This is a genomic window from Macrococcus sp. DPC7161, from assembly GCF_004117835.1.
Taxonomy (GTDB): domain Bacteria; phylum Bacillota; class Bacilli; order Staphylococcales; family Staphylococcaceae; genus SDSC01.
This window is the reverse complement of sequence record NZ_SDSC01000004.1, coordinates 65,104-82,412: the sequence shown is the minus strand read 5'-3', so window position 1 is coordinate 82,412 and position 17,309 is coordinate 65,104. Positions and strand designations below refer to the sequence as shown.

Below are 17,309 nucleotides of genomic sequence, written 5' to 3'. Positions count from 1 at the left end.
CACCTCAGTCTAATAATATAGTATTACGTACTTCAGTCATCTTTTGATCTAGCGCACTTGAAACATCCGCAATTTCCTTAAGTTCATTTCTAATGTCATCACTTAATGCTTTCGTATTATATTTATATTGTAGTTTATGCTCTGTAGAAGCGAAGAAATCCATCGCGAGCGTTCGAATTTGTATCTCAGCTGGAATCCACTTTACACCCTCTGATAAAACAAGCTCTGTTTCCACGATAAGATGCAAACTCTTATATCCGCTTGGTTTTGGATTTTTGATATAGTCTTTAACACGCTTAATACGTAAATCGTTACGATTCTTTAATAATTCATAAATTTGATAAACGTCATCTTCAAAGCTCGTCACTATACGTACACCGATAATATCAAATATATTTTCGCGTATCGCTTCAGGAGTGAAATCAACACCCTTTTTCTCAATCTTTTCCTTTAAACTCATCGGTGATTTGATACGTGTCTTAATATGTTCGAATGGAGAATAACCATATCGTGCTTGCCATTCAAGATCGATGATTTCAATATCACTTTGTAATTCTAACAAGCCCATTTCATATTCTTTGAAGAAATAATTAAATTTCTCAGCAATATCTCGAATATAATCATGTGTTTCAACTTGTTCCAATAAAAATTTCAACTCAGTCATTCATCACATCTCCTAATAAGGACACTTCAGCTTTCATCATTTCAATAAAAGCTTTCACTTGAGGCAAACTTAACATATCACTTTCATAACACAAAAATGTTTCACGTAATAAATCATGTTCATTTACCGATAAAAGTTGTACTTCAAATAACGATTGATCAATATCATTTACAACCACTTCAGGTAATACCGTCATACCTACACCGGCTAATAGTAGAGCCTTACACGTTGCAATTTGATCAGTTTTAATTTGCGGCGCATAAGTTTCTTTAAATTGCTCTGTGTACCAAGTTTCAATATCCTTTAAATAAATAGGATCCGCTTGAAACTCAATCATTGGTAATGTATTAAGTTGGTCGCTTTTATCTTTTGGATAAATAAAATAATGTCTATCTTTCATCAATACTTCATTTTGCATGTTCATAATTTGAGTCCCACGGATTACAGACACATGAAAATCTTGGCGATTACGCATAATGCGTGTACTCGAGCCAACTTGAAGACTAATTTTAACTTCAGGATATAATTTAATGTATTTTTCTAATACTTTCGGTAAGATGGTTTGACCAATCAAACTAGAAACACCAATCGACAACTTACCATTCACAGTACCTTCATAATACTGAATCATCTCTTTTAAGTTTGTCTCTTCTTTTAACATCTTCTTAGCATGTTGAATAATCAATTCGCCGTTTGTAGTCGTTATTAATTTTTTCTTAGTACGAATGAAAATATCAGTACCCCATTCATCTTCAATCGTCTTTAAACGTTGACTTACTGCTGGTTGGGAAATATACAACGTGTCTGCTGCTTTACGTAATGTGCCTTGTTCACTTAAAGCGACAAGCAACCTATAATCATCAATCTTCATTGGCATTCCTCTATTCTAATCGGTAGAAATTCTTTGTATTTTCATTGACTTGATGTATTACGTCACTTGTAGATACACCTTTTATATCATGAATCACATCAATTATACCAAAAAGTTGTTGTGCAATCTCTTCTTTAACAAAACCTTTATGAGGCCATGGCCCATCCGTTTCAATCATTAACCTTTCTAATGGAAACCTTTCAATCACACGTCTTGTTTTATCGTCCCAAGTCACATCAGGCGTTACACTCACCATATACTCTGTACTTAAAATAGCATCATGCACCGCATCACTACCTTTAAACCAATGAAAATGCGCACGCTTAATATTGTGTTTCTTTAATAAATCCAAAACAATCAAAGCATCATCATATACGGCATGTAATACAATCGGTAAATCATATTTGGCTGCTTTTTGAATAAATAATTCAAGAACATCGATGTAGGATTGTTGATCAATAGAATCATCCTCACGCATCAAATATTGCGGCAAACCGACTTCACCAATCGCGATAAGTTCATCATGATGCTTATCAATTTGATTTAATAAAGCATTCACTTCATTCATATCAATCACTTGCTCAGGATGGAATCCACATGCGATATGAACTTTGTTATATCTTTGCTTTATATTTAATAACCTTTCAAAACTCTTCATCCCCATACTCACAGCGATAACACCATTAACGTCCATAAGCATCTTATCCAAAACTAAATCATCATACTGATCCAAATGAATATGACTATCAAACATAAGATCACCCCTAATTCAAAAAATAGCAATCCTAATTAGGATTGCTAATTTCCCCTTTACAATACTTCGCTAATTCAACATATTGTAAAAAGTTTGTTTCGACACTTTCCATAACTGCTTCTGCTTCTTGATAAGCAAAATCAAATTGCGCTTTTGTAATATCTTGATGTTTTAGAGCTCGATGTAAGTCTTTTTCATCTACTAATTCATATCGTCCATCTGGTAATACAAGTACGTCTAAATACAAATCATGTGCACGCGCTTTGCCTAATTCAAGAATATTTTTCTCGTTGATATCAAAATAATATTGTATCGGCTCATGCTTTTCATTGTACATTACTGTAATACTATAATGTTTATCCTTTGGCAATATTTGTAACCATTGATATCCTACATCGACAACACGAACGTTTTCCCCTAATATTTCTACTTCTAATGGTGATTTTACTTTTTTCATCGTAATTAATCCAACGATGCCATCAAATGTACTTGTTTCAATTCTCTTTTCACTATACGTTTTATCCAACAGACGTCGCCATGACCTTTTATCGATATACTTTGTTTTCAAATCGACCACTCCTTACACTCATTATATAAAAATAAACAAGCCGAAAAAAGTATTATTTTCGACTTGTTTATACTTGTATATTGAATTATTGTTCTTCAGCTCTATAATGATCTTTCCCTTTAAGGAAAAATGACAATACTAAAGCTAGTGCACTTAAGGCTGTTGCTACCCAAAAGGCATCATTGATACCATTGATTGTTGCAAACTTTTGCATATATCCCATCACCAATTGACTGCCCGCTTGGCTAGAGCCTACACTTTGTCCAATTTGTGAAAATTGTCCCATCACTTCTGGATGTGTTTTGTCTAATGTATTGGCGATATCTCCAATATGTGCTGTTGTTTGTTGTGTCATTACTGTTACCAACACGGCAGTCCCTATTGAACCTGCCAATTGTCGTACTGTGTTACTAATCGCATTACCGTGTGGAATCATGTGTTGTGGTAAAGCATTCATACCTGCTGTCATAATTGGCATCATAATGAAACTCATACCAAACGAACGAAGGATATAAATACTTAAAATATGACTATAACTCGTATCCATACTTAATTTTGTTAATTCCCAAGTCGCATATGTCATGATTAATAAACCAAAGATAGTAATTGGACGAATACCGATTTTATCTAATAAACGACCAGAAATTGGTCCCATTAATCCCATTAATAATGATCCTGGTAATAATAACAATCCTGAATCAAGTGGTGAGAACCCACGAATAGATTGTAAATATACTGGTAATAATAACATCCCACCGAATAAACTCATTGTCACGATAACATTGATTAATAAAGTAAATGAGAAACCAGAATATTTCAAAGCACGTAAATCCATCATCGGTACTTTCATAGACATTTCACGGTAAATGAATAATATAACAAAGAAAATACCAATAATCATTGTTGTTACAACAATACCTGAATCCCATCCTTTGTTACCTGCTTCTGAGAATCCATAAAGTAAACTACCAAATCCTAATGAACTGAATATGACACCTGGCACATCTAATTTTGGATTTCGTAACGGTTGGTAAATCTTAAACCAGAATAAACCAATGATGATAGAGATTATTCCGATAACACTCATCCCGTAGAACATAATGTTCCAGTGATAGTTTTGAATTACCCAACCTGTTAATGTTGGCCCAATTGCTGGCGCTAAGATGAAGGCAATCCCCATCATACCCATTGCAGCTCCACGTTTTTCAGGTGGGAAGACTGTCATAAATACGTTTGTACCTAAAGGCATTAAAATACCTGCACCAACCGCTTGAATCACACGTCCTGTCATCATCATTGGGAAATTCACTGATAATGCACAGATGATTGAACCAATCGTAAAAAAGACCATTGCGAATAAGAATAGCTGTCTATATGAGAACTTTTGATTTAAATATGCAGAAACAGGAACCAATATCCCGTTTACTAACATAAATCCTGTCGTTAACCATTGTGCTGTCGAAGTTGAAATACTAAAGTCATTAATCATAACGGGTAATGCAACGTTAATTAATGTTTGGTTTAATATCGCAACGAACATCCCTGTCATTAAAGCAGCAATAATTTTTGGTAACGTAACACCTTTACCAAATTGAACTTGTGCTTGTGGACGTTTCACTTGTTCGTAAATTGGTTTGTTCACATCAATTTCAGTTTGTTCAGTTTCGACTTTCACAGGTGGCGTTTGTTGCTTTTTGTTTTGTCTTAATACAATTCGATTCATTAAGAAGAAAACAAATGCTGAAAACACACAATAAAATATAATCATTGAGGTCATAAAAAAACCTCCTTAGTTTTTGTGAATGCGTACTGTTACATTCATTCCTGGAATTACATCTAAAGATTTATCTGTTGATAATTCAACTTTAACTGGGATAACTTGAGTCACTTTTGTAAAGTTTGCATTACCATTAGAAGATGGTAATAAACTAAAGCTTGAAGCTGTCGCTAAACCAATTGATTTTACTTTACCTGATAAAGTTGTATCTTTATATCCATCAACATATACATCTACGTCTTGCCCTTTTTTAATACCATCAATTTCAGTTTCTTTAATATTTGCAGTTACATATAATTTTTTTAAATCATATGCATAAGCGATTGGTGTACCAGCACCTACAAAACCATTTTCAGTTGCTTGTGTTTTAACAATAGTTCCGTTTTGTGGCATAGTAATGTCTACTTTAGATGGTTTTCCATCTGCCCCTTGACCCATTACAGTACCAACTTTTTCGTCTTTATCGACTTTATCGCCTGTTTCTTTATTGAACTTCACTAATTTACCTGCAACAGGTGAAGCGATTGCTAATTGATCGCCATCAATTTTAGCATTATCTGTTTTCACATAATTCACTGATTCATTATAGAAATGAAATAGTGTCGCTCCCCCAACTGCTAAAATAATTAATGTAATAATGTTAATCATTATTAATTTTTTCATTGATATGTCCTCCTAATTTTTAAACATGTTTTATATTATATATCGATATCTTAACTATACAACCAACAAAATTTGTGTATTTGTCGGATATTGATTAAAATATTTAAAAATAGGGCTTTAGGAGTATATATGAAAGAGAAAAAACAAATCATAGAAAACAGCTTGGTAAATTTAATGGATGAATATCGTTTTAGAGAAATAACAATTAAAATGCTTTGTACTGAAGCAAACATTAATCGTTCAACATTTTATGCATATTATTTAGACAAATACGATTTATTAGACAGCATGATTGACTTCCACATTGAAAATATTATCAATATGGTAAAGACAAAAACAGAAGGCATTACCAATGCACAAAATAAGCAAATCTACGTTAAAAATTATATCAATGCATTGTTTCAATATATTTATGAAAATCAGCGTTTCTTCAAAATATTAATAACCAAACACCCAGCACAAAACTTTACCCAAAAATTGATAGGCAGTCTAAGACAAAGTTATTCTGAAATCATTAACCAATTTCATTTAAAGAACCCTGATTACTTTGTCAATTACACAATTGGTGGACAATTTGGTGTTCTATTCTTCTGGTTACAACAAGATTGTAAAGAGCATCCATGTGAAATCAGTGACATCGTGTTCAATAATATATTAAAGACCAACAGGTAATATTAAGAGATTGTTAATTTTACAATTATTGATTCTTTAGCCGTGCACAATTTGCTATAATACGTGATAATACAACAAATTTGGGGGCTCTTATGAAAATATTTAAAGCTATAACTATCAGTGCAGTTGCACTTTCTTCTATAATAATACCGTTAACAGCAAAGGCAGAGTCTACGTTAAAGCTTGGTAAGATAAATAATAATCAAGCTATTATTATTACGAATAAAGCAGCGATGAGTAAAAAAATTGCTGGTACATTTGCGAACTATACATTGTATATTAACGACTCAACTACTATTAACGGCGAAAAGTATTTCCGTGTACAAACTACAGAAAACATCAATAACGCGATTGGATATGTGCGTGCAAAAGACTTAAAGATCGATGCCATCAAACCACTTAAGGTTCAAAATAACATTTATACCGTTCAATCGGCTTCAACGAAATTATACAACACACCGAATGGTACGGATCAACAAGTCATTGATCGTGTTGGCAAAAATGAAGTATTAACGGTAAAGAAAAGTATTAAAGTTGGTAATGAAACATTTATTTATGGCCAGCTTAAAAATGGTGTTACAGGATGGATTCAAACAAGTTCAGACCAACTTAAACGTAAACCGTTGCCTAAACCCGTTGTTAAAAAAGAACCCGTTGCCAATACTAATCAAGTAAATACACCGGGCGTACAACATCAAACAGTGCCAACAACATTAACAGATGCAGCAAATATCCAAATGAAGTTAAGTCCAAAACCACAAGTATCAAACGGTGTGAAATGGACAAATGCAAGACGTAGTTTAGTACTTCGAGCTATGGATACTGAGCGTTTGATTAATGATCCGATTCAAAAGTATCAATTTTTAGTGTTAAATCAATCACAAGGATTAACAGCTGAACAATTAAATGTGTTACTCCAAGGTAAAGGTATATTAGAAGGTAAAGGACAAGCCTTTAAAACAGCGAGTGAAAAGTACCATATTAATGAAATCTATTTAATCTCACATGCATTTTTAGAAACTGCCGAAGGACGAAGTCACCTAGCTAACGGACGTCACGTTAAAGGCGAAGATCCAAATAAGAAATTCTACAACATGTATGGTGTAGGTGCATACGACAAAGATGCATTAAAATACGGATTAAAATATGCAGCAAATGTAGGCTGGGACACACCTGAGAAAGCCATCATCGGTGGTGCTGAATTCATTTCAAAAGGATTCGTTTCAGAAAACCAAAACACATTATATACAATGAGATGGAATCCATTTGCACCAGGAGATAGCCAATATGCAACAGATATTCAATGGGCAAGCGCAAATGCAAATTACATCGCTAGTTTCTACAATCGATTAGGAATTTCAGGCAACAATTATCAATTTATTCATTACACAAAATAACACCTCGAAAAATTTCGAGGTGTTTTTCAATATCCTATAAAATTATTTCAAACTTTTTTCAATCTTATCGATTTCTTTTTGATTTAACTTATGAACAAACTCACCACCATTTGAATCTTTCTTTACAGCTTCAATTGCTTCTTTAGAATGATAGTACTCTACAATCTTTTTGTATGTTTTATTATCTTTTTCGCTAGTTTTAGATGCAATCACATTAATATATGGCTTTGCCGCTTCTGATTTTGGATCTTCTTTAAAGATTGGATCTTTTGCTGGATCTAATCCCGCTTTTCCAGCAACACCATTGTTGATAATAGATGCTGCTACATCTGGTAATACTCTTGGCGTTTGTTGCGCATCAATCGCTTTAATTTTTAAATCCAATTTATTTTCTTTAATCTTGTCTGGCCCACCAAATAATCCAAAATCTTTTTCTAACTTCAATACCCCTGCATTTTCAAGTAATCTCAATGCACGTGCTTGATTGGTTACATCATTAGGAATTGCAATTGTATCTCCTTTCTTCAATTCTTTAATATCTTTAATTTTTTCAGAATATACGCCTAATGGTGCAAATACAGTTGTTCCAACGACTGACAATTTTAAATGATGATCCTTTTTGAATTGATCTAAAAATGCAAAATGTTGAAATGCATTTAAATCAATATCTCCTTGATCTAACGCGTTATTTGGTGCTGTATAATCTTGAAATTCTACCAATTTAATTTTAATGCCGTCTTTTTCAGCTTTTTTCTTAATGACATCCCAAACCTTTCCATCTACGCCTGTTACCCCAATACGAATTTCTTTATTTTGTTTACCACTTTCTTTTGATCCACATGCCGCTAATAATACAACTAAACTTAAAAATAATACGAATAATTTTTTCATTTAAAACACTCCTTATAATCTATTTGTATATATATTTGCTACTTTGTTACCAATAAATTGTGTGATTTGTACAAGTACGATTAATACAACGACTGTGACAAACATGACCGCCACATCAAATCTTTGATAGCCATATGTAAATGCTAAATAGCCAATACCTCCCGCACCTACTAGTCCCGCTACAGCCGAAAATTCAATTAATGAGACAGTTACAAATGTGAGTCCAAGTATCAAACTACCTGCTGCTTCAGGAATCAATACTTTAAATAAAATATCGAACTTTGAACTTCCCATTGCTTGCGCAGCTTCAATAACCCCTTTATCAACTGAAATAATATTATTTTCTACTACTCTAGCGATTGATAAACTTGCTGCAATCGTCATTGGAAAAATCGCTGCCCATGTTCCAATCGTTGTTCCTACTAATAATCGTGTGATTGGAATCAATGCAACGAGGAAAATGATAAAAGGAATTGGTCTAATGGTATTGATTAATGCATTTAATACTGTATTAATCCATTTATTTTCCAACACTCTGTTTTTACCTGATGCATATAGTAAAATCCCCAAAGGTAAACCTATTAAAACTGCACCTATCAAAGTAACGAAGACCATAAATAAGGTATTCCAAGTTTCTTGAATGATAACGGGATAAAATTCAGTTAAGTCTGTTTTCAAATCCTTCAACCTCCTTAATTTCAATGCCATATGCTGCTAACGTTTGAAGTGCTTTTTGTTGATTTCCAGTCTCCCCTACAACTTCGATCAGTAAATTACCAAACAATTTATCTGTTAACTCAGTGATACTGCCGTAAAGTACATTAAAATCAACTTCAAACATTCTTCCAACCTTACTGAGTACTGGTTGTAGTATCTGTTGTTGATTGAAAATAAATCGATAGATATGTCGATCATTTTTGACGACTGATGGTATATCATCGTTTAAGACACTATGTACAAATCGCTTTGTTGTTTTATGAATTGGATTTGTAAATAAATCAAACACATTATTCTGTTCTACTACTTTGCCCTTTTCCATCACACACACTTCATGGCAAATGGATTTTACAACATCCATTTCATGTGTGATGATAACGATTGTAATACCGAGCTCTTTATTAATTTTCTTTAATAACGCTAATATGTCGTCGGTCGTTTCTGGGTCAAGTGCACTTGTTGCTTCATCACAAAGTAAGATATCTGGGTTTGTAGCTAATGCTCTTGCGATACCAATCCTTTGTTTTTGACCACCTGAAAGTTGACTCGGATAATCATATTTCTTATCGCTTAACCCAACAAATTCTAGTAATTCATCCACCCGTGTATTAATCTCGTCTTTTGAATATTGTTTTGTAAGTTTAAGTGGGTACTTAATATTGTTTTCTATCGTTTTTGATCTAAATAAGTTAAAGCTTTGAAATATCATTCCAATATTTTGACGCTTTTTTCTTAGCTTTTTTTCACTTACTTTAGTAATATCTTCACCCTCAACAAATATTGATCCTGAGGTTGGTGCTTCAAGTTTATTGATCATGCGTAGCAATGTAGATTTGCCAGCACCTGAATAGCCAACTATGCCAAAAATCTTTCCTTTTTCAATTTTGATACTTACACCATCTAGAGCAGTTACAACACCTTTTTTAGTTTGGTATTGTTTAACTACGTTTTGAATATATATCATAACTACGCCTCCTAAAATAAAAATACGCCCATGCATTTGCTTAGCAAACACATGGGCGTAACCGCACATCACATTTTATCTGCCAAGCATAACGCTTGATGGAATTAGCACAGTGCTCTAAATAGAGTCCGCTGCTGAGATGTCATCGGGCCATTTCCCTCAATCTCTCTTGATAAGTGTTTATTAAATTTGATATTCATATTACATGTGAAAAAATGATTCGTCAACAGTAAATTGAAAATTGTTTGAATATTCACTATATCTAATATTCATAACATCATTTAAAAACTCGACAATCCACTGAATTCTTGGATTCTATAAATCAATGTTTTCATAAAGCTTGGATCTTTTTTAACGTTATAATTATCCGTGACGTGGGCGTATGTATTGTTCCATTTCGCATCAAAGTCTTGATTTAATGTTTTAAATACTGGCAAGTTACTTTTTCCAGTGATTAATACATCGGTTTCCATATTGTAATCTTGTATGTTTCTTCTCGTTAAATTGGCACTCCCTAACATTAAGTGAGATTCTTTTTTATCTTTATCTTCAAGCAATGTAAATTTGGTATGATATTGTTCACCATGGCTGACTGCCCATTTGATTTGTATTTTATCATTTGATTTTGAAACCAATTCATGCGCTACTGATTTATTTGGGATACCTGGTTTCTCTTTACCAAATGCTTCTTTATTCACATCTAGTATGATTTGGACTTTTACACCGCGATCTGCTGCATGTAACAACGATTTGATGACTTTACGATCTGATAAATAAAACATCCCCATCTTAATCGTATCATTGTCATCACGGCGTTCAATTTCATCAATGAGTGCATCACGAATTTTTCCTTCAGTGACTAAAGTCGTATCATAATCCATACGATTATTAAATTTACGGTTATTGATTTTGAAGTCGTTAAATTCTAGCTTCCCACCGCTCATATTAATCGCAGCAATTTCACTTTTAATCACATCTTCTTGAATTTGTCCGCTCATTTTAAGTCCTACATTTTGATGATGACCACTTGGGTCATGAGGATTACTACTCGAAATGATTGTTGCATCTTCAGTGACAATTGTTTTTCTATGATTTGCTTTCATATTCAGCAATTTGGCCATACCACGTACTGTAACATTCGGTGCATTTTTTGAGAAGATATTTTTAATCATTCCATTACCACCATTTCCGAACACCTGCAATGTTGGGCGCCATAGTGCTGAGTAAATCGGGTTGGAATCTCGTAATTTATTTAAGTTCGTTTCATACAACAATATGCCGTTATTACGCAATTTTTGATAATGTTTTGGTGTATAACTTCCATAAAAACTATTAATAGGATCCGTTAACATATAGATGCGAATATTTGGGTTTTCTTTTTTCTTTTGCACCAATGCATCCGTCAATTGTGTCGTCAATTTAGGATAATTTTCTTTCCCATCGTAAGTATCATTAAACAAAAACATATCTAAAATAATAAAATCATCTGCATCACGTATGGTATTTAATATTTCCTGGAAAATATGATGATTGTAATGCATTTGGCCATTACTCTCATACGTATTATCCAAAAGTAATTGTGCATCATTCGTCTTACTCACTTCATACCATTTAGAACTCCCACCTGGCATTGGTTTTACTAATCCATATATAAATGCTAAACAATAAATGATTAATATAAAATATAGCCATCGTTTGAATAACGATTTTTTCTTTTTCTTCTTTCTTACTGGTCTCTTTTTAGCCAAATGATCACCTCAATCCGATTATAACATAACAAAAAAAGCGCAAATGCGCTTAATTTGTCATTAATAATAACGTCGTTCCTGAATCGCTTTTTATGAAATATAAGTAATTGCCATCAGTATTCGCACCGTATTGATTGAACTTGGCTTCAAAAGCTTTTCGATCTTGTTTTTTCACATTAAATGTTTCAAGCATATTATCGCTATTTACTGCTGCATCAAAGTCTTTCTTTTTACCAATGAGATAAACATCCCCTTTAGGTAAAAAGTCTGACGGTGAATCTTTTATGCCAATTTTATTATATGCTTTTAATAACTCTTGGTTGTATAGATTCATCGCAATACCATATGAGTAAGAGCTGCTATAAATAACAGTTCTTTCATTTTCAGTGAAATTGATAAAGTAGCGTCCATTTGCATAGTCTTCATATTTATTGCCACTCATTTCAGAATTGAGTTCTTTTTTTAGTATTGGCAATAATGCTTTAACTTGCATCGTATTGAGTTTTTTTTCCTCAGGTTCACTGCCCGAATTTTCAGCAATTGAGATATCTAATTTAGATAACTCATCCCATTTAATTGAAGACATGATTTTATCTTTATTTACACCTTGATATGCCATTTTCTTTATTTTATTTTCATCCTTAGACATAATAAAATATTGACGTTTTACAGTACGTCCATCTTTCAAGCGGTAAGTAATATTGTAATGATTGTCTCCATTTTCACGATGATGATTAATCAAGTATTGATGCACTTTCGTCATGTTATCAATGTATTTTGTATCATCCATCGCTGTTGTATTTAATATGTTTTCCTTGTCATCTGATGTTGTCTGATGGATATTTGCTTTCACACTACTAATTTCTTCAGTTTTCGGAATGTAATTTTCACGCATTTGCCCTATAAAAAAGGTCACTAATATGCCGATTGTTACAAATACAAATGTGATTGCATACATTTGTTTGTAAAATGTAATGCGTACAGATTTTTGTGCTAACATTTCGAGTAAGACATAAACAATATTAAATGCAACAATATAAACGATTATCATTAACCACTTATTATCAATGATTAATCCTCTAAATATGATGCCTCCTAGTAAAGTGGCAATTAGCATTGTTACTAAATAAAAGATAAATTGAACAATGTAATTTGAATAGGCTTCATTGATACGTTCATTCTTTCTTTTCTTGTAAATGTAAAAGTTGAACACCGTAATGATGCCACTGACAACGATAACGATAAACCAATAAACACAATTAAATTGTTCTGTTGATAGTTCTTCTATTAATTTTGCTGGTACAGTTAAATAAGTAACCCATTTCTGTGGAAAATGATTTAATCCAACAAAGTTCATCATATGTGTTGTGTAGACCAATGTACCAATAATAAACGGTGACATCGCAACAACAATCGTTAAGATCAAATGTGTTAATAAATTATTAATGAATAGCGACATCATCATTGTAAAAGTGAAACAAATAAAGTATACCGCCAAACTAAACACAATCCAAAAACATAATTTCTCAAAACTAATATTTGCAAATTTAAAACCGAATAAGAATGTTATGAAGCCATTTAGCAATAAATTTACTAATCCATGACTTAAGAAAGTCACATAAATCGTTGTTAATATTGTACTTCTTTTCACAGGTAAACTATGTACAAAGTCACTTGCATCTTGATTTTTCAAGAAATACGTAATAAATACACCACATAAAACACTGTATAGCATTGCTCCAAAGAAATATAACCTCAACATTTCAGGGACGCCTACAAAGTATTTACTGTAATGATGAATGGTACTTCCATCTATGTAAACCATAATATAACTAAAAGGGACCAATAAAAATGTGCATATAAGATTAATGATGGTTAAAAATAAAATAACAGATGAGAAATTTCTAAATAACGCTTTATTCAACAATGATGTTTTCAATTGCATAACCGTAACCTCCTAGCTCATATGCAAAGATTTCTTCAAGGGTTAATGGCAATATGTCATACATTAATGGCTCTTGCTGGGTAATGTACTGTTCAATGTCGCCAAAGTCACCTTTAATGATACACGTTACGATGCGCCCTTTAATTTTTTTATCAACAATGTTTAATGATTGATAGAATTTATCGTTTGGTAATTGTTTGAATGCCATTTGAAGCTTGCAAATATCACCTTTAAGTTCATCTAAATCACGTTCTAAAAGTACTTTTCCTTCATGCATAATAGAAACGCTGTCACAAAAGTCTTCCATCTCACGTAAATTATGACTTGATACAAATAAATGCATTTCATGTTTAGAAACATCTTGAATCAATAAGTTTTTGATAGTATGTCTCATAATTGGATCCAAACCATCAAATGGCTCATCTAACAACAAGACATTCGGTCTCGCAGCAATTGCTAGAACAAACGCAGCTTGACGCTTCATCCCCTTAGATACTTTAGAAAGCTTTTTATTTGGATTAAATTTAAGCAGTTCAACCAATTGATTGAATCTTTCCCAACTAAAACTTGGATACATATCCGCATAAAAATTGGCCATATCTTTTAACGACGAATTCGTAAAGAAATATGGGATATCACTAATAAAAATCATTTGACTTTTATACGCTTCATTTTCGTAAATATTTTGGTCATCAAATAAAATTTCGCCACCATCTACTTGATAAATGCCAGCAACCATTTTAAGTAATGTCGTTTTACCCGCTCCATTCGAGCCAAGTAAACCGTGAATTGATCCCGCCTGTATGTGTAATGACGTATCATTCACCGCTTTAAACGCGCCAAATTGTTTACTCACTTTGTTGATGGTTATCATGTGTTTCCCCCCTTTTGATATGTGCGATGATTTCTTCTTTTGACAATCCTAAAACCATGAGTTCATGGATGACTTTATCAAGTTGTTCTTTTAACATATTGATTTGCTCCTTATGTATATTTTCTTCAACCGGATTGACAAAACTTCCTTTACCAGGTACTGAATAAGTTAAACCTAATCGCTCTAGTTCTCGATAAGCCTTTTGAATCGTATTCGGATTAATCGTTAATTCTTGAGCGAGCTGTCTCACAGATGGCAATTGTTCATCTGGTTCTAGTACACCATTCATAATTTGCATTTTTATCGCATTAGTCAGTTGTTCATATATGGGTAATCTATTTCTTGGGTCAATGTGAATCACTTGTTACCCTCCTTCTGTATCATCTGTACTATACAATATAATACAGTTAATACAGTGCAATTGCAAGCATTTGTAAAAGCATTATTTTTTTGCATAGAAAAGAAGAGGTTTAGACATCATTTGATGTCTAAACCTCTTCATAAATTCTAGAATAAACGGCGAAACAGAAGTTGCCACTACGACAAAAACCAAAAAAACGATAAATCAAAAAGCGATTTATACGTTTTTATCGGTTATTGCTTGTGGCAGAACACTTCAGTTCCAGCCTCTTGTTTATAACGCTGGTGCTACTCCACCATCTATATTTACGGCTGTTCCTGTCACATAACTTGCAGCATCACTTGCTAAAAAAGCAATCACATTTGCCGCTTCTCTTGTATCTCCAATTCTGCCTAAAGGTATATTATGTTTTGGGTCTCTCGCATATGCTTCCCACGTTTGATCTGGCGCTTCATTTTGCCAACGTTTTTCAATTTGTCCAGAACGAATTAAGCCGATACAGACTGCATTCACACGGATATTATATGGTGCTAAATCTTTTGATAATGTTTTAGTGAGTGCCAATCCAGCTGCACGTGTCACCGATGTTGGTGATGTATTGGCAGGTGGTGTTTTGCCTGCGACTGCTGTTAAGTTTACAATGGCACCACCTTGTTTTTTTAAGTGTGGAATGGCTGCTTGATTCATTTGAATAGCACCAAACAGTTTTAAGTTCAAATCATTTTGCCAATCTTCCAATGAAACAGTTTCAAAATTTTGAGCAAATGCACTTCCAGCATTATTAATTAATATATCAAGTCGACCAAACTTTTCAATTGCTGTTTCTACTAATCGTTGACAATCTTCTGGTTTTGTTACATCCATAACGACATAATTGAGGACTTTTCCAGTACGTTCATCTATATATTGTACGGCTTCTTTTAAAGTTGATTCATTTCTTGCAGCCAAAATAACATGTGCACCTTCTTGTGTTAATAACAATGCTGTTTCTTTTCCGATGCCTTTTGAAGAACCTGTTATAATTACTACTTTATTTTGTAATTTCAATTCCATCGTAAAGCCTCCTATATGTTAATACTATAACTATAGCAAATTCCGTGATAAACTTTGTTTAAAAAGGACTGAATTTATGAAATTTGTCGCACTTTTACGCGGAGTTAATGTCAATGGTATTAAAATCACGAATCAAGCATTAAAAGTATCTATGGCAGAAATTGATTTAGGCGTAATACCCGTTTTACAAACAGGTAATATGATTTTTGACAGTACACTCCCAATGGACCAGTTAAAAATAATGATTGAAAACCAATTAAGTAAATCATTTCATTATGAAGCATTTATAATATTAATGACTGCTGAAGCACTAAAGAAAGTTTTACAACTTTATCCTTTTACTTTAAGCGACGAAATGCAGCCTTATGTTATTTTTTCAAATGATACTTCTATACTTAACGAATTGAGTCATCATGAATTTGATTCAACGATTGAACAATTAAAGCTTTCTGATGATTACTTGTTTTGGACAGTAAAAAAAAGACTGACATTAGACAGTCCTTTCGGAAAATGCTTAGGTAAAGCAAAATATAAACCATTTATGACCAGTCGTAATTTACGAACAATAGAGAAGATCATTCAAAAATTAGACTAAGACTCGCCGTAAGTTCTTCTAAAACCATAAAAAGGTCTAAAATCATATTCATAGTAACTTTTGGAGCTGCTTGTTGCGAGTAGCTCCATTCTTGTTGTTGGATATAAATCATGAACATAACCCATCAATGCTTTGCCAATGCCTTTTTTACGATGATTTTGATGTACTAATAATTCACATACATACAAACTCACATAACCATCAGTTATTGCACGAATACAGCCGATGACTTCATTATTTTCTTCAAATACGAACGCCACACTATTTTTCCAACTGTTCAATGTTTGCTCATGCCGTACGACTAAATTATCCCAACCTTCGCTTTGATTCATTGCTTGAATAGCATCAATATCTGACGACTTAAATGCTCTAATCATCTGAGTAATGGTAAGTTTAATTGCCAACACACACCAAACTTATCTTGTATCCAGCAAAATCTTTCTGCAACTGGTGGCATTTCACTTAATGGCATTAATATCCTACCGTGCTCCGATAAAGATTCATATAAATATTCAATCTCAGCTAATGTTTCACAATGAATCACAAAACTTGTTGCAGGTGTCAATGGAATGTCTACAGCATTCGAATTATCAATAGCCATATATTCTGTACCGTATAATTTAAAAATGGCATGGTTAACAGATCCTTCTGGCCCAGGACCTTCACTACCGTATCGATGAATAGTAACAAGTTCTGAGTTACGAAAAATAGATAAATAAAAATGAATGGCCGCTTCAGCAGTACCATTAAACATAAAAAATGGTGTAATTTTTTGTTTCATAAATGCACTTCCTT

At 33.1% G+C, this 17,309-nt stretch carries 19 protein-coding genes and 1 riboswitch; of the genes, 3 read left to right on the top strand and 16 right to left on the bottom strand.

Going from position 1 to position 17,309, the window contains the following annotated elements:
- Positions 1–4: 4 nt before the first annotated feature.
- The 6 genes from ER639_RS07170 to ER639_RS07145 all read right to left on the bottom strand — a co-directional run bounded on the left by ER639_RS07170 (position 5) and on the right by ER639_RS07145 (position 5,297).
- On the bottom strand, positions 5–664 hold the full coding sequence (locus ER639_RS07170; RefSeq protein ID WP_129065100.1) for a GTP pyrophosphokinase: 660 nt from the start codon (positions 662–664) through the stop codon (positions 5–7).
- Positions 657–1,535, bottom strand: coding sequence for a LysR family transcriptional regulator (locus ER639_RS07165; protein ID WP_129065099.1), 879 nt, complete (start codon positions 1,533–1,535; stop codon positions 657–659). The genes ER639_RS07170 and ER639_RS07165 overlap by 8 nt, the downstream gene beginning before the upstream one ends.
- A 10-nt stretch (positions 1,536–1,545) precedes the next feature.
- A complete protein-coding gene (locus tag ER639_RS07160; protein WP_129065098.1) occupies positions 1,546–2,289 on the bottom strand; it encodes a TatD family hydrolase in 744 nt (247 codons plus the stop codon).
- Positions 2,290–2,320: 31 nt separating this feature from the next.
- Positions 2,321–2,857 (bottom strand): ribonuclease FAU-1 family protein, encoded by a 537-nt coding sequence (locus tag ER639_RS07155; RefSeq protein WP_129065097.1) that lies wholly within the window; start codon positions 2,855–2,857, stop codon positions 2,321–2,323.
- Positions 2,858–2,942: 85 nt separating this feature from the next.
- Positions 2,943–4,634, bottom strand: a complete 1,692-nt coding sequence (locus ER639_RS07150; RefSeq protein ID WP_129065096.1) for a DHA2 family efflux MFS transporter permease subunit — start codon at positions 4,632–4,634, stop codon at positions 2,943–2,945.
- Positions 4,635–4,646: 12 nt separating this feature from the next.
- A complete protein-coding gene (locus ER639_RS07145; RefSeq protein WP_129065095.1) occupies positions 4,647–5,297 on the bottom strand; it encodes an HlyD family efflux transporter periplasmic adaptor subunit in 651 nt (216 codons plus the stop codon).
- Between the two features lie 129 nt (positions 5,298–5,426).
- Between ER639_RS07145 and ER639_RS07140 the strand changes: the two genes are divergently transcribed.
- Both ER639_RS07140 and ER639_RS07135 read left to right on the top strand, forming a co-directional pair.
- Positions 5,427–5,969, top strand: a complete 543-nt coding sequence (locus ER639_RS07140; RefSeq protein WP_129065094.1) for a TetR/AcrR family transcriptional regulator — start codon at positions 5,427–5,429, stop codon at positions 5,967–5,969.
- Between the two features lie 92 nt (positions 5,970–6,061).
- A complete protein-coding gene (locus ER639_RS07135; protein WP_129065093.1) occupies positions 6,062–7,366 on the top strand; it encodes an N-acetylglucosaminidase in 1,305 nt (434 codons plus the stop codon).
- 42 nt (positions 7,367–7,408) lie between these two features.
- On the opposite strand, the gene ER639_RS07130 is transcribed toward ER639_RS07135, so the two are convergent.
- From ER639_RS07130 to ER639_RS07095, 8 genes are all read right to left on the bottom strand, one after another.
- Complete coding sequence (locus ER639_RS07130) at positions 7,409–8,257, bottom strand: MetQ/NlpA family ABC transporter substrate-binding protein (protein WP_129065092.1); 849 nt, start codon at positions 8,255–8,257, stop codon at positions 7,409–7,411.
- A 12-nt stretch (positions 8,258–8,269) separates the two neighbouring features.
- A complete protein-coding gene (locus tag ER639_RS07125; RefSeq protein ID WP_129065091.1) occupies positions 8,270–8,935 on the bottom strand; it encodes a methionine ABC transporter permease in 666 nt (221 codons plus the stop codon).
- Positions 8,916–9,938 (bottom strand): methionine ABC transporter ATP-binding protein, encoded by a 1,023-nt coding sequence (locus ER639_RS07120; protein ID WP_129065090.1) that lies wholly within the window; start codon positions 9,936–9,938, stop codon positions 8,916–8,918. Before ER639_RS07120 ends, ER639_RS07125 begins: the two co-directional genes overlap by 20 nt.
- A 72-nt stretch (positions 9,939–10,010) precedes the next feature.
- A riboswitch (SAM riboswitch) is annotated at positions 10,011–10,117 on the bottom strand.
- Between the two features lie 102 nt (positions 10,118–10,219).
- On the bottom strand, positions 10,220–11,686 hold the full coding sequence (locus ER639_RS07115; protein WP_129065089.1) for a phospholipase D family protein: 1,467 nt from the start codon (positions 11,684–11,686) through the stop codon (positions 10,220–10,222).
- Positions 11,687–11,735: 49 nt separating this feature from the next.
- Entirely contained in the window at positions 11,736–13,631 is a 1,896-nt protein-coding gene (locus ER639_RS07110; RefSeq protein WP_129065088.1) for a hypothetical protein, read from the bottom strand.
- Complete coding sequence (locus ER639_RS07105) at positions 13,603–14,505, bottom strand: ABC transporter ATP-binding protein (protein ID WP_129065087.1); 903 nt, start codon at positions 14,503–14,505, stop codon at positions 13,603–13,605. The genes ER639_RS07110 and ER639_RS07105 overlap by 29 nt, the downstream gene beginning before the upstream one ends.
- Positions 14,480–14,866 carry a GntR family transcriptional regulator gene (locus ER639_RS07100; RefSeq protein WP_129065086.1) on the bottom strand — a complete coding sequence of 129 codons (387 nt, stop codon included), beginning with the start codon at positions 14,864–14,866 and terminating at the stop codon, positions 14,480–14,482. The genes ER639_RS07105 and ER639_RS07100 overlap by 26 nt, the downstream gene beginning before the upstream one ends.
- Before the next feature lie 273 nt (positions 14,867–15,139).
- A complete protein-coding gene (locus ER639_RS07095; protein ID WP_129065085.1) occupies positions 15,140–15,919 on the bottom strand; it encodes an SDR family NAD(P)-dependent oxidoreductase in 780 nt (259 codons plus the stop codon).
- A 76-nt stretch (positions 15,920–15,995) separates the two neighbouring features.
- Here ER639_RS07095 and ER639_RS07090 point away from each other — a divergent pair, with 76 nt between their 5' ends.
- Positions 15,996–16,514 (top strand): DUF1697 domain-containing protein, encoded by a 519-nt coding sequence (locus tag ER639_RS07090; RefSeq protein ID WP_129065084.1) that lies wholly within the window; start codon positions 15,996–15,998, stop codon positions 16,512–16,514.
- Here ER639_RS07090 and ER639_RS07085 read toward each other — a convergent pair.
- Positions 16,511–16,921, bottom strand: coding sequence for a GNAT family N-acetyltransferase (locus tag ER639_RS07085; protein WP_240664008.1), 411 nt, complete (start codon positions 16,919–16,921; stop codon positions 16,511–16,513). The genes ER639_RS07090 and ER639_RS07085 overlap by 4 nt on opposite strands.
- Positions 16,888–17,295, bottom strand: coding sequence for a VOC family protein (locus ER639_RS07080; RefSeq protein WP_129065083.1), 408 nt, complete (start codon positions 17,293–17,295; stop codon positions 16,888–16,890). Before ER639_RS07080 ends, ER639_RS07085 begins: the two co-directional genes overlap by 34 nt.
- Positions 17,296–17,309 lie beyond the last annotated feature (14 nt).

Excerpts from the sequence above, each read along its gene's own strand:
- ER639_RS07120 (WP_129065090.1), bottom strand. The coding sequence starts at position 9,938 with ATGATATATATTCAAAACGTAGTTAAACAATACCAAACTAAAAAAGGT.
- ER639_RS07090 (WP_129065084.1), top strand. The coding sequence starts at position 15,996 with ATGAAATTTGTCGCACTTTTACGCGGAGTTAATGTCAATGGTATTAAA.
- ER639_RS07105 (WP_129065087.1), bottom strand. The coding sequence starts at position 14,505 with ATGATAACCATCAACAAAGTGAGTAAACAATTTGGCGCGTTTAAAGCG.
- ER639_RS07135 (WP_129065093.1), top strand. The coding sequence starts at position 6,062 with ATGAAAATATTTAAAGCTATAACTATCAGTGCAGTTGCACTTTCTTCT.
- ER639_RS07095 (WP_129065085.1), bottom strand. The coding sequence starts at position 15,919 with ATGGAATTGAAATTACAAAATAAAGTAGTAATTATAACAGGTTCTTCA.
- ER639_RS07150 (WP_129065096.1), bottom strand. The coding sequence starts at position 4,634 with ATGACCTCAATGATTATATTTTATTGTGTGTTTTCAGCATTTGTTTTC.
- ER639_RS07170 (WP_129065100.1), bottom strand. The coding sequence starts at position 664 with ATGACTGAGTTGAAATTTTTATTGGAACAAGTTGAAACACATGATTAT.
- ER639_RS07165 (WP_129065099.1), bottom strand. The coding sequence starts at position 1,535 with ATGAAGATTGATGATTATAGGTTGCTTGTCGCTTTAAGTGAACAAGGC.
- ER639_RS07145 (WP_129065095.1), bottom strand. The coding sequence starts at position 5,297 with ATGAAAAAATTAATAATGATTAACATTATTACATTAATTATTTTAGCA.
- ER639_RS07160 (WP_129065098.1), bottom strand. The coding sequence starts at position 2,289 with ATGTTTGATAGTCATATTCATTTGGATCAGTATGATGATTTAGTTTTG.
- ER639_RS07140 (WP_129065094.1), top strand. The coding sequence starts at position 5,427 with ATGAAAGAGAAAAAACAAATCATAGAAAACAGCTTGGTAAATTTAATG.
- ER639_RS07080 (WP_129065083.1), bottom strand. The coding sequence starts at position 17,295 with ATGAAACAAAAAATTACACCATTTTTTATGTTTAATGGTACTGCTGAA.
- ER639_RS07130 (WP_129065092.1), bottom strand. The coding sequence starts at position 8,257 with ATGAAAAAATTATTCGTATTATTTTTAAGTTTAGTTGTATTATTAGCG.
- ER639_RS07110 (WP_129065088.1), bottom strand. The coding sequence starts at position 13,631 with ATGCAATTGAAAACATCATTGTTGAATAAAGCGTTATTTAGAAATTTC.